At 70.8% G+C, this 13781-nt stretch carries 14 protein-coding genes; 7 read left to right on the forward strand and 7 right to left on the reverse strand.

Annotated elements, in window-relative coordinates; genetic code table 11:
- On the reverse strand, window positions 1–543 hold a 543-nt coding region (locus ACFV9G_RS16660; RefSeq protein ID WP_378728600.1), incomplete at its 3' end, for a hypothetical protein.
- Between the two features lie 331 nt (window positions 544–874).
- Here ACFV9G_RS16660 and ACFV9G_RS16665 point away from each other — a divergent pair.
- Window positions 875–1126: a hypothetical protein gene (locus ACFV9G_RS16665; RefSeq protein WP_378728601.1), complete on the forward strand. Its 252-nt coding sequence runs from the start codon at window positions 875–877 to the stop codon at window positions 1124–1126.
- A 381-nt stretch (window positions 1127–1507) separates the two neighbouring features.
- Here ACFV9G_RS16665 and ACFV9G_RS16670 read toward each other — a convergent pair whose 3' ends face one another.
- The 3 genes from ACFV9G_RS16670 to ACFV9G_RS16680 form a co-directional block, all read right to left on the reverse strand.
- On the reverse strand, window positions 1508–2353 hold the full coding sequence (locus ACFV9G_RS16670; protein WP_378728602.1) for an EamA family transporter: 846 nt from the start codon (window positions 2351–2353) through the stop codon (window positions 1508–1510).
- Window positions 2346–2879, reverse strand: coding sequence for a MarR family winged helix-turn-helix transcriptional regulator (locus tag ACFV9G_RS16675; RefSeq protein WP_378728603.1), 534 nt, complete (start codon window positions 2877–2879; stop codon window positions 2346–2348). The genes ACFV9G_RS16670 and ACFV9G_RS16675 overlap by 8 nt, the downstream gene beginning before the upstream one ends.
- Window positions 2880–2940: 61 nt before the next feature.
- Window positions 2941–4167 (reverse strand): MFS transporter, encoded by a 1227-nt coding sequence (locus ACFV9G_RS16680; protein WP_378728604.1) that lies wholly within the window; start codon window positions 4165–4167, stop codon window positions 2941–2943.
- A gap of 75 nt (window positions 4168–4242) precedes the next feature.
- Here ACFV9G_RS16680 and ACFV9G_RS16685 point away from each other — a divergent pair, with 75 nt between their 5' ends.
- The 5 genes from ACFV9G_RS16685 to ACFV9G_RS16705 all read left to right on the forward strand — a co-directional run bounded on the left by ACFV9G_RS16685 (window position 4243) and on the right by ACFV9G_RS16705 (window position 9517).
- A complete protein-coding gene (locus tag ACFV9G_RS16685; RefSeq protein ID WP_378728605.1) occupies window positions 4243–5175 on the forward strand; it encodes a LysR family transcriptional regulator in 933 nt (310 codons plus the stop codon).
- A gap of 62 nt (window positions 5176–5237) precedes the next feature.
- Window positions 5238–5483 carry a hypothetical protein gene (locus ACFV9G_RS16690; RefSeq protein ID WP_378728607.1) on the forward strand — a complete coding sequence of 82 codons (246 nt, stop codon included), beginning with the start codon at window positions 5238–5240 and terminating at the stop codon, window positions 5481–5483.
- A gap of 172 nt (window positions 5484–5655) precedes the next feature.
- Window positions 5656–7656: an MMPL family transporter gene (locus tag ACFV9G_RS16695; RefSeq protein ID WP_378728608.1), complete on the forward strand. Its 2001-nt coding sequence runs from the start codon at window positions 5656–5658 to the stop codon at window positions 7654–7656.
- On the forward strand, window positions 7653–8900 hold the full coding sequence (locus ACFV9G_RS16700; RefSeq protein WP_378728609.1) for a sensor histidine kinase: 1248 nt from the start codon (window positions 7653–7655) through the stop codon (window positions 8898–8900). The genes ACFV9G_RS16695 and ACFV9G_RS16700 overlap by 4 nt, the downstream gene beginning before the upstream one ends.
- Window positions 8897–9517 carry a response regulator gene (locus ACFV9G_RS16705; protein WP_378728610.1) on the forward strand — a complete coding sequence of 207 codons (621 nt, stop codon included), beginning with the start codon at window positions 8897–8899 and terminating at the stop codon, window positions 9515–9517. Before ACFV9G_RS16700 ends, ACFV9G_RS16705 begins: the two co-directional genes overlap by 4 nt.
- A gap of 9 nt (window positions 9518–9526) precedes the next feature.
- On the opposite strand, the gene ACFV9G_RS16710 is transcribed toward ACFV9G_RS16705, so the two are convergent.
- Both ACFV9G_RS16710 and ACFV9G_RS16715 read right to left on the reverse strand, forming a co-directional pair.
- Window positions 9527–10186: a response regulator gene (locus tag ACFV9G_RS16710; RefSeq protein WP_378728611.1), complete on the reverse strand. Its 660-nt coding sequence runs from the start codon at window positions 10184–10186 to the stop codon at window positions 9527–9529.
- The gene (locus tag ACFV9G_RS16715) at window positions 10183–11412 is read right to left on the reverse strand and encodes a sensor histidine kinase (RefSeq protein ID WP_378728612.1); all 1230 of its coding nucleotides are present in this window, start codon (window positions 11410–11412) and stop codon (window positions 10183–10185) included. The genes ACFV9G_RS16710 and ACFV9G_RS16715 overlap by 4 nt, the downstream gene beginning before the upstream one ends.
- A 144-nt stretch (window positions 11413–11556) precedes the next feature.
- On the opposite strand from ACFV9G_RS16715, the gene ACFV9G_RS16720 reads away from it, so the two are divergent.
- Window positions 11557–12453 carry a type II CAAX prenyl endopeptidase Rce1 family protein gene (locus ACFV9G_RS16720; protein ID WP_378728613.1) on the forward strand — a complete coding sequence of 299 codons (897 nt, stop codon included), beginning with the start codon at window positions 11557–11559 and terminating at the stop codon, window positions 12451–12453.
- Here the strand turns inward: ACFV9G_RS16720 and ACFV9G_RS16725 are convergent, their stop codons facing one another.
- Window positions 12454–13713, reverse strand: coding sequence for an MFS transporter (locus ACFV9G_RS16725; protein ID WP_378728614.1), 1260 nt, complete (start codon window positions 13711–13713; stop codon window positions 12454–12456).
- Between the last annotated feature and the right edge of the window lie 68 nt (window positions 13714–13781).

Raw genomic sequence — 13781 nt, forward strand, 5'->3', positions numbered from 1 at the left:
TTTGCCGTCTTCTGCATTCCAGCTGGCAATCCTTGGCGGGTTGTCGTCGAACAGCAGGAGCAACTCGGCCCCGCACGCTCTACATTCAAGCGGTGCCTCGCCAGCTGCGTAGTAGCCGAGGGTCCGCTGCCAAACCCCCAGGTCTTCGAGCGCAGCAAGCGTCTCAAGACCGTAGATGAACTCGGTGTCGTCCTCCGCCATCCCCAGTGATGCCTCTGCAGCGGTATGAAGGACGGAGATCTCGGAGGCGTAGGTCTCGCGTACGTCTGCGGGGTTTGTGGGTCCGTCCGTGGAGGCAAGGATCGAACTGGCCAATAGAACTGCTGGCATGACGCCACGCACCGGTTGCCGCGAGCACATGTCGGCCAGGAGCGGAACCGCGGCGTAACTCGCACTGTAGACAGTGCCTTGGTGGCAGAGGTGGCTCCAAACGGCGTTCCACGCAGGCCCGAGTTCCGTACCAGATTGCTCGGCGGCCGTCAGCAGGGCAGGAACCTGCTCGGCTGGCCCATACGCATCACGAAGTTCTGCCCAATCGGTCATGCGCCGATAAGACCACAAGCCGCGCGACCAGCGGCACGAGAGCGCCCTCGGCGTCGCAGATCAGTTGACGGACGTGCGTCGCACATCTATCGACGGAGCACAGTCGTCGAGCAGTCGATTCGTGAGAACTTTCTCTACTGACCCAAGGCGGCCTTCGGCCGCGGGCGCGGCCTCCGGGGGCATGCGGCCTGGCGGCCGGTCCCTCCAGGTGCCGCGCAAATGAAGAAGAGCGCCCAGTCCGTAGACCAAGCGCTCACTCTCCAGCCACAGCAGCTCAACGGATCAGCCGAACCCGACCCAGCCGCCAGGTGCTCCCGATACCGTGCCGCCGGTGATCCTCAGCCAAGCCGGTTCACTGACCTCCGGCGTCATCTCCCACGTCCTGGCCGTCGTCGCCGTCTGCGTGCTGATCGGCCTCGTCCTCGTCATGCGATTGGGCATCCGCGAGCTACGCAGGCTGCTCCTCGAGAGGACAGGGCCTTGGCGATGGGTCGGCATCATCCTGCTCGGAACCGTCGTACTCGCCATCGGGGCGTACGTCGGAATCGTGGTGATCGGCGTCCTTAGTCTGCTGATCCCGTAGCCGACGCTACTCATCCTCCGGCCGGGGACACTTGTTTGGCTGATGACGAGGGGGAGGAGACGCCGCTGGCCGGCAGGGAAACTCCCCGCGACGCTTCGAGGAGTAGTGTGGTTTGGCAACGTGGGGCCCGGGTGCCGGAATGGGTGACGCTCCGCCCCGCGATACGGACTCCCAGCGATGCCCCCGTGGTATCCCCGGAGCACTCGAAACGACCCCGAAGATCTATGAACATCCATGGCGAAAAGTCAGTGGGCGTAAGGGTGGGGAGTAAGGCACCGCATCCGGCATCTGGCTTACCAAGGAGGGTGCCGGGGTTCGAGTCCCTCTGCGTCCACCACATCGACGGCGGCACATCGCCGATATGACAGCCTGTGCGGGCAGCTATCCGAGCGTGATGAGCGAGATCGCGGCGGCGGTGAGGACCAGGCCGGTGACCTGGAGGGCGCTGAGTCGTTCTCGCAGGACGATCAACCCCAAGAGCACCGGTATCGCCGGGTAGAGCGCGGTCAGCACCACGGCCAGCGAGAGCAGTTGCTGCTGAGCGGCGAAGCTGTAGAGGACCAGGGCGAACGTGCCGAGCACGCCGGCACCAGCTGCCGGTGCGGTGATCTTCGGTGGGATCTTCAGCGCCGAGAGGGTGCCGATCAGCAGAGCGCCGATCACCGCGACGGAGGAGATACGGCTGGCGAGGATGGGCCACAGTCCGGCGCTCGGGTGTGCTTGGGCCAGGGCCACGAACTGAAGGGCGAAACCAACCCCTGCGATCAGCGCGTAGGTCGTCCCGGCGGCGAACCCGGCCTCGACTCCTGGCGTATCGGGCGTGGTTCGGGACGTCAGCCACAGAGCAGGGAGGGCGAGGGCGATGCCGCCCCAGGCGAGCGCCGGGGGCCGGTCGCCGAAGACGACCACCGCCGCCAGCACCGGTAGTGCGACGGCGGTGACGTCGCTGACCGGCACCACCACGCTGAACTTGCCCATGCTCATGGCGCGGTAGAGGAATGCCACGCCGACCCCGGTCCCGACTCCTGACGCCGTGCCCCACAGGATCGAGGCAGCGTCGACCTGGGCGGCGGGGAAGAACGGGACGCACAACAGGATGAAGACGCTGCCGCCTGCCTGAGCGAAGAACGCGACGACCGTTCCGTCCGCTCGGCGGGAGAGCAGTCCGCTGAAGAAGTGGGTGAGCCCGAAGAACAGCGCTGCGCTCAGCGCGAGAATCTCACCCACGTGAGTCGGCCCGGCAGTCTCTCTCGGCCTGGCCCACCGGACAGATCACATCGCCTTCGATGCAGGCCTGCCGGTCGCACAGCCGGCACAGGCGATCGGCGTCTCCGGGCTGGTGGTGGAGCCGGGGCAGGAGCTTCATCAGCAGATCCTCCAGCTGCTCCAGTTCCTCCGGCGCCAGTGTGTTCACGATCGCGTCGAGGGAACGCCCACGGGCCTCGCGAAGATCCTGTGCGAGGTCACGCCCTCGAGCGGTGAGCGTGATCGCCACATTCCTGCCTGCTTTCGGGCCGCGCTGGAGGAGGCCGTCGCGCTCCAGGCCTTCGACCATGCGTACGGCGGCGGACTGGGTGAGACCAAGTCGTCTGCCCAGCTCACTGGCCCCGATCCCGCCGCTGTCGGAGAGCAGGATCAACGTGGCCGAGGCGCTGTCGCTGAGCCGGGCTGCCTCCGAGAGGCCGGCGCGGATGTGGTCGTTGAGGCCTTGGGCGGCGGCGCCGAGAAGATTCGCTGTCCGTGACCTATGCATGACTCATGCATATCTGGTGACGATCCTCAGGTCAACGGGCTCATCGAGGCTGGAGCGCGGATCAGCTGGGAGCTGCGTACGTCTTCGTCGGTGCCTGCGTCCCGACCTCCTCGTCGGCGTGGGGGAGGAGTGTGCGGGCGGTGGCGAAGGCGATCAGGACGATCGCGATGACCATGCTCGCGGTGCCGGTCCAGCCGGCCGCGAAGGCGAGGCCGCCGAGCCAGCCGAAGAGGCTGGAGCCGGCGTAGTAGAAGAGCGTGTAGAGCGAGGTGGCCTGCGCGATCCCGCTGGTCGCCATCGGGCCCACCCAGCCCGACGCGATCGAGTGCGCGGAGAAGTAGGCCGTCGCGAACAGCAGCAGCCCGATCAGGACCGTCGGTAACTGGTCGGGGATCGTCAGCGCGGCGCCGGCGGCCATGGTCAGGGACGAGACCAGGAGTACCCGTCGGCGGCCGAAGCGGGCCGCGAACGTCGCTGCCAGCCGGGCCGACACCGCGCCGGAGAGCCCGGCCAGGAAGATCACCGCGGTCAGCGCCGGCGGCAGGTCGAACGGCTCCAGCTCGAGCCGGTAGCCGAGGTAGTTGAAGACCGCCACCTGCGCGCCCATCAGGAAGAACGCCTGCGCGTAGAGCGCGAGCTGGCCCGGGTTGGTGAGGTTGGCGACCATCCCGGCCCACACGCCGGCCGGGCGTGGAGTCGTCGCGGGGCTGGGGCGCTCGGGCGGGAGCGCGGTGACCGCGATGGCGGCGCCGAGCGCGCTGAGGCACCCGGCCACGAGGGCCGCCACGCGCCAGTCGCTCACGTCGGCGACCGGCGCTGCGATCAGGCGTCCGACGAGGCCGCCGACGACCGTTCCGGAGATGTACGTCGCGCCCGCGGCCATCGCGTCGCGTCGGCCGACCTGCTCGCTGAGGTAGGCGAGTGCGAGTGCTGGGGTGCCGCCCAAGGCGATGCCCTGTGCGACGCGAAGGAGGATGAGGACAGGGAACGAGGTCACGAACGGGAGCGCCAGTCCGATCGCCGCCGCGGTGACGATGGCGATCGTCATCGACCGCGCCCGGCCGATCCGGTCGGCGACCCACGACCAGCCGAGTGCGGCGACCGCGAGCCCGATCGTGGCCCCGGAGACGGTCAGTGCGGCCTGGGAGGCATCGACCGCGAAGTCGCGGCTGAGTGCCGGGATCAGTGCCTGGGGGTAGTAGAGCTGCACGAACGTCGTCATCCCGATCGCGACGAGCGCGATCAGCACGCGTCGGTGGCCGGGGTCGGTGGGTTCCTGTTCGCTCACCGGCTTCACGCTAAGGAGCCGGTGATCATGCGTCCAATGCATGGGTGATGCGCAAAGAATGCTGATTCGCATACGATGTCAGGTGTGGATGCCACTGCACGAAACGTCCTGCCGATGCTCCCTGCCCTCGCTGCCCTGGCCGAGACGGGACAGACGCTCGCCGCCGCCGACCTGCTGCAGATGCCGCAGCCCACGGTCAGCCGCATGCTCGCCCGCCTCGGTCGCGAGCTCGGCGTGGACGTGGTCGAGCGGCATGGCCGCGGTCTGCGGCTCACTCGGGCAGGGGAGGCGTTGGCCCCGCACGCTGCGGCCGCGGTCGCCGCGGCCACGGCGGGCATCGAAGCCGTCCAGGCCCAGGAGTCCGGTACCCGTGGGCGGATCGCCCTCGCGTTCCAGAGCACGCTCGGCGAGCGGGTCGTGCCGGCGCTGGTCAAGGCGTTCCTCCAGCAGCATCCGGGTGCGTCCGTCGACCTGCTCCAGACCTCGCGTCCGCGATGCCTGGCAGCCGTTGCCGACGGCACTGCCGAGGTCGCGCTGATCTCGCCGCTCGAGGCCGGCTCCGGCCTGCGCCAGTGGCGGCTGCACACCGAGCCGCTGGTCCTGGTCGTACCGACCGGCCACCGGCTGGCCACCCGTGCCCGGGTGAGCTTCGAGGAGGCTGCCGAGGAGACGTTCATCTGTATGAAGCGCGGCTATGGGATGCGTACGCTGCTCGACGAGCTCGCCCTGGCCAGCGGCGTCACGCCGACCGTCGGGTTCGAGGGTGACGACCTCGCCACGCTCCGGGGCCTGGTCTCGGCCGGTCTCGGCGTGAGTCTGGCGCCCCGTGACCCGCACGGCGCCACGGGCTGCGTCGAGGTGCCGCTCTCGAACCCGGAGGCCGTGCGGCACATCGGTGCCTGCTGGCTCGACCGCAAGCCCTCGACGCTCGCCGCCGCCTTCCAGGACCTGCTCCGTCGCCGGGGGCGGCGGCTGACCGAGATCGGCCTGCGTCCCCTGGCCGGGTGATCCTCCCGTTTCCTCGGAGAAATCCGTGCGCCGCCGGATCGGGCGGTGCCATCATGAACCGCATGGCAGGTCGGAACATCGCCGGACGACAGGACGCCTCACCACGGGGCTACTTCGACGGGACCATCGAGGTCCTCCACCACGACCTCGCCCTTCCTGAGGCCTCGGTCAGCCACACTGGCGGCCCCGACCGCGTCCACACCGACGAGCCCGGGACCGAGACCGAGTTCGACCCCGTACGCCGCGTCGGCTTCACCGCGCCGCTCCGGATCCGTGAGCCGCTCGTCTGGGAGGGCGACCAGGCCTGAGCCTGGCAAGCCGGCATCAGCCATTTGGCTGATTCTGGCCTCAGCCTTGTTCGCGATGATCCGCGAAGCCGCCGCTGGTGGAGTTGGTGGCATGGCAGATTCTCTGGTTCGTACGCGGTCGGGTGCCCGTCCGCATCTCTCAGACAGGTTGACCTCGCGGCGGGGAGCGTGGGTGGCGCTCGGGCTCGCGGTGGTCGTGATGGGGGTGCTTTTCGGGGTCTTCGCCGGTGCGGAGGCGCCGGCGCAGACCGGGCAGGCGCCGGCGGGTGCGGAGTCGACGCGGGTGAGCGAGCTGCTGGAGGAGTTCCCCGGGGCGGATCGGCAGTCCGTGCTCGTCGTGGCCTCCCGCGATGACGGGGGTGCTCTCTCTCAGGCTGATCTCGACGACCTCGAGCGGCTCGGCGTCCAGGTCGGAGCTCAGGCGGCGCCGGGCTCCGCCGGTCCGATGGTCAGCGAGGACGACAAGGCCGCGGCTCTCACCGTGCCGGTCACGGTCGGCGCCGACAACGCCGAGACGTTGGAGGTGATCAAGGCGCTGCGTACGGACATCGCGGCGCAGGCTCCCGACGGGATCACCCTGCAGGTGACCGGCGGCCCGGCGTTCGGGGCCGATGCGGCGGCTGCGTTCGACGGCGCCGACGTCACGCTGCTGCTGGTGACGATCCTGATCGTGGCGCTGCTGCTGATCATCACCTATCGCTCGCCGGTGCTGTGGCTGATCCCGCTGGTCGTGGTCGCCCTCGCCGACGGGCTCGCCGCGCGCGTCACCGCGGCGGCGGGAGAGCTGTGGGGCTTCGGGTTCGACGCCGGTGTCGTCAGCGTCCTGGTGTTCGGTGCGGGGACGAACTACGCGCTCCTGCTGATCTCGCGGTACCGGGAGGAGCTGCAGCGGACCGATGACGACCGTCTGGCGCTGAGCACGGCCTGGCGGAAGACGGTGCTCGCGATCCTCGCCTCCAACCTGACGGTCGTGCTCGCCCTGCTGACGCTGGTCCTAGCCACGATCCCGATGACTCGTGGCTTGGGAGTTCCCGCGGCGATCGGTCTGCTCATCGCCCTCGTCGCGGTGCTGTTCGTGCTGCCACCGGCCCTGGCGGTGTGTGGCCGTCGACTGTTCTGGCCGTTCGTCCCTCGTCCGGGTGAGTCACGTGACCAGGGCGGGGTCTGGCGCGCGGTCGCGTCGCGGGTCCTGAAGCGTCCGGTGGTGAGCCTGCTGGGCGGGCTCGCGCTGCTCGCGGTGATGGCCTCCGGCCTCTTCGGTACGTCGGTCGGGCTCGACCAGGTCGAGAAGTTCCGGGTGCAGTCCGAGTCGGCTGCCGGTCTCGAGACGCTCTCGGCGCACTTCCCGCCCGGTGCGGCCCAGCCGGCCTACATCGTCGCCGACAGTGCGGCCGCCGCCGAGGTGGCCGCGGCCGCGGGTGAGGTGGAGGGTGTCGTGCGTGCCCAGCCGGCCGGAGTCACCGACGACGGGTCCTTGACGAAGATCATGGTGACCAGCGACTACTCGCCGGGCACCGAGCGGAGTCTCGACCAGATCACCGACCTGCGCGAGGCGGTCCACCCGATCGCGGGCGCGGACGCCCTCGTCGGTGGCGCGGTCGCGACCGAGCTGGACGCGCGCGACGGGGGTGAGCGTGACCTGCTGCTGGTCGCACCGCTGGTGCTCGCGGTGAGCTTCCTGGTGCTCCTCGTGCTGCTGCGTTCACTGGTCGCACCGCTGCTGCTGCTCCTGGTGAACCTCGCCAGCGCGGTCGCCGCGATCGGCGCCGGGGCCTGGCTGAGCCGCGTCCTGTTCGATCAGCAGGCGCTCGACCTGCAGGTGCCGATCCTGGCGTTCCTGTTCCTGGTCGCACTGGGGATCGACTACACGATCTTCCTCGTCCACCGGGCGCGCGCGGACGCGGCGCGGCTCGGCACCCGGGCCGGCGTGGTCGAGGCGGTCGCCCACACCGGTGGCGTGATCACCAGCGCAGGCATCGTCCTCGCCGGGGTCTTCGCCGCTCTCGGTGTGCTGCCGCTGGTCACTCTCGGGCAGCTGGGCCTGATCGTCGGTGTGGGCGTCGTCGTGGACACGCTGGTGGTGCGTACGGTGATCGTGCCGGCGATCTTCAGCCTGATGGGCGACCGGATCTGGTGGCCGGGGACGTTGCAGGGTAGAGAATCGAGGCCATGAGCGTCGTACACGCGCCGTTGCGGCGGCCCGGCTCGGGATCGGTCCCCGCCGGGCCGACCGTGCGGGCGATGGAGATCGGGCAGCACGTCATCGCCGTCGTGCTGACTGCGATCGGCGTCAGCAGGGCGATCGGCGACGGGGTGGCGGCTCCCGCCGCGATCGCCTCCGGGGTCGCGATCCTGCTCTGGCACACCGCGGGCACGGTCCTGCCGTCCAGGACGCGCTCGCACAACCTCCCGGTGTGGTGGCTGCTCGGGTTCGCCGTGATCTGGGTCGGCGCCGTCGCCGTCTCGCCCGAGTTCGTCTGGCTGGCCTTCCTGCTGTGGCTCCTCGCCGGGCACCTGCTGCCGCTGCGATGGGGGCTGGCCTTCTCGGCCGTCATCCTCGTGGTCGTGGTGGTCGCGCCGATCCTGCACCATGGCACGACCAGCTACGCGGACGTCTTCGGGCCGCTCATCGGGGGCGTCTTCGCGTTCGGCATCTCACGTGGATATCTCCAGCTGCTCCGTGACGCCGCCGAGCGCGAGCGGCTGGTGACCTCCTTGCGGAATGCGCAGCGGGAGATGGCCGAGCTGCAGGACGAGCTCGCCCTCGCCCAGCGCCACTCCGGTGCGATCGCCGAACGCACCCGGATCTCCCGCGACATCCACGACACCGTCGCCCAGGCGCTCTCCTCGATCCGCCTGCTGACCCATGCCGGAGGCAGCCGCACCACGGACGCGGACGCGTCACGGACGTTCGCGCAGGTCGAGGCGCTCGCGGGCGACAGCCTCGGCGACGTACGCCGGATCATCGCGGCGCTGGCGCCCGCCGAGCTCGAGGACGGGGCGCTCGCCTCGGCGCTCCGACGGATGCTCGACCGTGCGCATGACGAGGCCGGTCTGCTGGTCGAGCTCCATGTCGACGACACGCTCCCGATCCTTCGGACCGAGGTCGAGGTCGCGCTGCTCCGCACCGCCCAGTCGGCGCTCTCCAACGTACGCCTCCACTCCGGTGCCACCCGGGTCGTCATCACGCTGACCGACGACCAGGATGCGGTACGCATGGACATCAGCGACGACGGCGCCGGGTTCGACGTCGCCGCCTGGGAGCGGGACGCGGGTGTGGGGTCGTCCAGCTATGGCCTGCGGTTCATGCGGGCCCGGCTGCGCGAGCTCGGCGGAGGGCTCGACGTGGAGAGCACGCCGGGCGAGGGCACCGCCATCTCAGCCCATCTCCCGATCCACATCGAGGCGGTGTCATGACGACCACGGTGCTCCTCGTCGACGACCACCCGGTCGTACGCAGCGGCCTGCGTGCCGTGATCGAAGCGGGCGACGCCCTGACGGTCGTCGGTGAGGCCGCCACCGGCGAGGAGGCGATCGTCCTCGCCGGTCACCTCCACCCCGATGTCGTGCTGTGCGACCTGCGCCTCGGGAGCGGGATCGACGGCATCCGAACCACGGTCGCGCTCCGCGCGCTCGATCCGGCGCCGGCCGTGCTGATCCTGACGACCTTCGACCGCGACGCCGAGGTGCTCGGTGCGATCGAGGCCGGTGCCGCCGGCTACCTCCTCAAGGACGTCGACCCCGAGGTCATCGTCCAGGGAGTCCGCCGTGCTGCCAGCGGCGAGATGGTCCTCGCCCCGGACCTGGCCACCCGGGTGCTCAAGGGCATGCGCAGCCCGTTGCCGCGGCTCACCGATCGCGAGATCGAGGTGCTGCGGCACCTCGCCAGGGGAGCGACCAACAAGGAGATCGCGCGCACCCTCTTCGTCACCGAGGCCACCGTGAAGAGCCACCTCGCGCACATCTTCACCAAGCTCGACGTCGACAGCCGCTCTCGCGCCATCCACGTCGCTCAGGAGACCGGCCTGATCTGAGCGGCGGCCTCAGTGCTCGACGAGTCCCGACTGGTAGGCCCACACGGCGGCCTGGAGGCGGGACTTGACGCCGAGCTTGGGCATCATCCGGGCGAGGTGGGACTTGACGGTGGAGATCTCGAGGACGAGGGCCTGGGCGATCTCCTCGTTGGACATTCCCTCGGCGAGGTGGAGGAGGATGTCGAGCTCACGGGTGGTGAGGACCTCGCTGGCGCGCGCGGCGGTCACGGGCTGCGTACGCCTTCGGGTGACGACCTCGCGGAGGACCCGTCGGGTGAGCGAGGTGTCGAGGGTGCCGTGGCCGGCGGCGACGGAGCGGACGGCGGCGACGATCGCGTCCGGGTCGGCGTCCTTGAGGAGGAAGCCGGAGGCGCCGGCCTCGAGGGCGCCGAAGACGTAGTCGTCGATGTCGAAGGTGGTCAGGACGAGCACCGGGATCGGGTTGGCGACGTCTGGCCCGCAGAGCTCGCGGGTGGCGCTGATGCCGTCACGGCCGGGCATGCGGATGTCCATGCAGACCACGTCCGGCCGCAGCGCGAGCGCCTGCTCGACCGCCTCCGCACCGTCCTCGGCCACCGCGACGACCTCGATGTCGGGCTCGGTGCCCAGCAGCGTACGCAGCCCGGCACGCACCAGCGGCTGGTCGTCGGCGACCACGACCCGGATCATGCCGTGATCCTCAGCCGGGTCTGCCAGCCGCCCTCGGCGGTCGGCCCGGCCTCGAGGATCGAGTCGGTCAGGTCGGCGCGCTCCTGCATGCCGACCAGGCCCAGGCCACGCCGCGCCGACCTCCCGCCGGACGGGACGGGCGTGGCCGATGGCCCGTTGCGGACCGTGACCACCACCTCGGCCGGGTCCTGGGTGTCCAGGACCACCACGCAGCGGGCCCCGGGCGCATGCCGGGCCGCGTTGGCGAGGCACTCCTGCACCGTGCGATAGGCGGACAGCTGGGCGAGCGGCCCGACGCTCTCGACGGCGGCGCCGGTCCCCGGCGTCGAGAGCTCCACCTCGAGTCCCGCGCGGCGTGCTTCCTCGACGAGCGAGGCCAGCTGGGACAGCCGCTCCTGTCCGCTCGCGTCCTCGGCCTGCCCGGGACTCCGTAGGAGCGTGACCAGGCCACGCAGCTCGCGCAGCATCGCGGTGCTCTGGGTGCGGACCTGGCGCACGGACTCCTTCGCACCGGCCGGGTCGGTGTCGATCTGCCGCTCGACCGCGCCCGTCATCACCGCGATCCCGGTCAGGTGGTGGGCGGCGATGTCGTGGAGCTCGCGCGCCATCGCGGTCCGCTCCTCCGCGATCGCCGCGGCGATCTGGGCGGACTGCTCCCGGTCGACGGCCAGCGCCAGGTCGGTCCGCGCCTCCCGGGCGTCGCGGCGTGCCCGTACGGTGGCGGCGAGCAGCGCCGGCAGGACGATCACGCCCGCGCCCTGGACGAGGCCTCCGAGGACCGCCGTGCTGAGCGGAAGATCGATGCTGGTCTGACTCAGGCCCGTCCCGACCGCGACCAGCAGTCCGGCTCCGGCCAGCGCAGCGGCAAGGGCACGGGCCTGGCGGGGGAGCTCGACCGAGCTCACCGCCGACCACACCGCGACCAGCACGGCGGCCGCGGCGAGGCTGGTGGAGTCGCCGGCGCCGCCGAGCGCCAGCAGGACCGAGGCGGAGGCAACGGCCAGCAGCACCGCCAACGGTCGGGAGCGCCGCTCGAGGAGCGTCGCCGCCTGGGCGGTGAGCACCAGCAGCGCGACCCACCAGCCACCGCTGCCGAGCGCCGGGCCGGCGATGGAGGCGTCGGCGGAGTCGAGGCTCGGGGCGACCACCAGCAGCGCCGTGGTGACCAGCCAGACCACCACGGGTGGGATCAGTCGCGGCAGCATCCGGGTCGTCTCGTCGTTCACGCCATCATCCTTTCCCGCAACCGTTCCGGTCACCAGCATCTTTCGATGCAAGTACGAAGGTTCGGCCTTTTGCCAGGCGCGACCAGGTCGCTCGAATTTCTAGGTTCGGATCACGAGATCGACCCACCTCGAAAGGGAACGACCATGACCACGACAACGTCGGTGACCCCGCCGACGACACAGCCGGACCAAGGCCTACGAGCCTTCGTACGCCGCCACCAGCTCTCCACGTTCTTCGTGCTCGCCCTCGCCGCGAGCTGGCTGGCCTGGACACCGTACGTCCTGTCCAACAGCGGCCTCGGCCTCTGGGACCTCACCTTCCCCGGCGGCGTGATCGGCGGCCAGCTCCTCGGGATGCTCCCGGGTGCGTACCTCGGCCCGATCGGCAGCGCCGCGCTGGTCACCGGGATCGTCGGCGGCCGGGCCGGCCTGCGGGCCTGGGTGCGGGGGATGTGGCGCTGGCGGGCGAGCTGGCGCTGGTACGCCGGCATCCTGATCGGCGTGCCGGCCGCGATCATCGTCTCGCTCCAGGCCGCCGGGCACCAGATGGCGGCACCGTCGCAGGCGTGGCTGATCGTGGCGGTGGCGTACGTCCCGGGGCTGTTGATGCAGATGATCACGACCGGTCTCGCCGAGGAGCCGGGCTGGCGCGACTTCGCTCTGCCCCGGCTGCAGCGGAAGGTCGGACCGCTCGGCTCCGCGTTCGTGCTCGGTCCGATCTGGGCGCTGTGGCACATGCCGCTCTTCCTGACCGACTGGGGCGGCTGGCCGGAGGTCAGCTGGTTCGCGCCGCTCGTCTTCGCGGGCTTCTGCTTCACCTTCGGCATCGTGATGACCTGGGTCTTCAACCGCACCGGGCAGAGCCTGCCGCTGGCTATGCTCCTGCACGTCAGCGTCAACAACTTCGCCTCCGTGGCCTTCGCCGAGGTCTTCCCCGACGTCGGCGCCGACCAGTTCCAGCTCGCGCTGCTGGTCGGGTCGGGCGTCGTCGCGACGCTGCTCGTCGTCGCGACGCGCGGACGGCTGGGATACTCCAGCTGATCAGATCCGCTCGGCGACCGGCTCTCCGGAGGCTTCGGTCTCCGGGGCGCCGTCCTCGGCCGCGGTGAGCAGGAACCGGAGCCGGGTCAGCACCAGGCCCGCGGTGAGGGTGCCGCCGATCACGACGACCGCCCACAGGTGGCCGAGGCCGCTGCCGATGAGGGTGCCGGCCAGCGCAGGGCCGAGGATCTGGCCGAGGGTCAGGGTGAGACCGAGGGACGCGTTGTAGCGGCCCCGCAGGTGGTCGGGGGCGATGGTGTTCGCCAGGCCGGTCACGATCGGAGCCCACAGCGTCTCGCCGAGGCCGAAGATCGCGAGGCCGATCACGACGGCGGCGATCGCGCCGGCGACGGGCATCAGGTCGGCGGCAGCGAGCACGGTCCAGGCCAGCGACCAGGTCAGCACGGCGCAGGCCAGCGCGGTCGTGCGCCGCCACCCTGAGGTGAGCCGCAGCAGGATCACCTGCCCGCAGACGATCACCGCGGCATTGGCGGCGAAGGCCCAGCCGAGCGCGGTCGCCGGCACCCCGGCGACGTCGACGGCGTAGGCGGTCGCGCCGGCCTCGAGCTGTCCGTAGCCGAAGGTCACCGCGAGCACGCCGCAGCCGACCAGGGCGACCGCTCGCCGGTCGCGCAGCACCTCGCCCCAGGAACCAGCGCTCGCGTCGTCGTCCGTGGAATCGTCCGTGGCGCGGGCCGGGGAGCGGACCAGGAACGCCAGCACCGCGGCGTAGGCCAGATAGGCGACGGCATCGCACAGGTAGAGCACCTGGAAGGTCTCCGGACGCGCCACGTCGATGAGGAAGGCGCTGACCAGCCCACCCACGCCGATGCCCGCGTTCAGCCCCAGGAAGGCGAAGCCGTAGGCCCGCTCGCGGTCCGCAGCAGGCACCATCCCGGCCAGCAGGGTCGTCGTGCCGGGCCACAGGGGAGAGGCGCCCAGGACCACGCCGGCGAGCACGGCCATCGTCGGCACGGTCCCGTCGACGAAGCCGAGCGACCCGATCGAGACCGCCTCCACGACCAGCGCGGCCAGCAGGACCGGGCGCGGCCCGAAGCGGTCGAGGAGCGCTCCGACCCCGGGGGCGGCAGCCAGGCCGACCAGGCCCATCCAGGCGAACATCCAGCCGGCGGTCGACGATCCGAGGCCCTGCACCTGGGCCATGTAGACGTAGAGGAACGGGAGGGTCAGGCCGTTGCCGAGGGACGCGAAGGCAAAGCCTGCGAGCACGCGGGTGGCCTGGGTGGGGGAGCTCGGCACGGGTGTGATCGTCCTCTCTGTGGGCCACCTGTCTGGCGGGGGCGCGTTTAGGGTAGCCTCACTTAGGT

Origin of the sequence: Nocardioides sp. NPDC059952, assembly GCF_042730435.1 — a bacterium.
In the GTDB taxonomy this organism is placed as follows: Bacteria; Actinomycetota; Actinomycetes; order Propionibacteriales; family Nocardioidaceae; genus Nocardioides.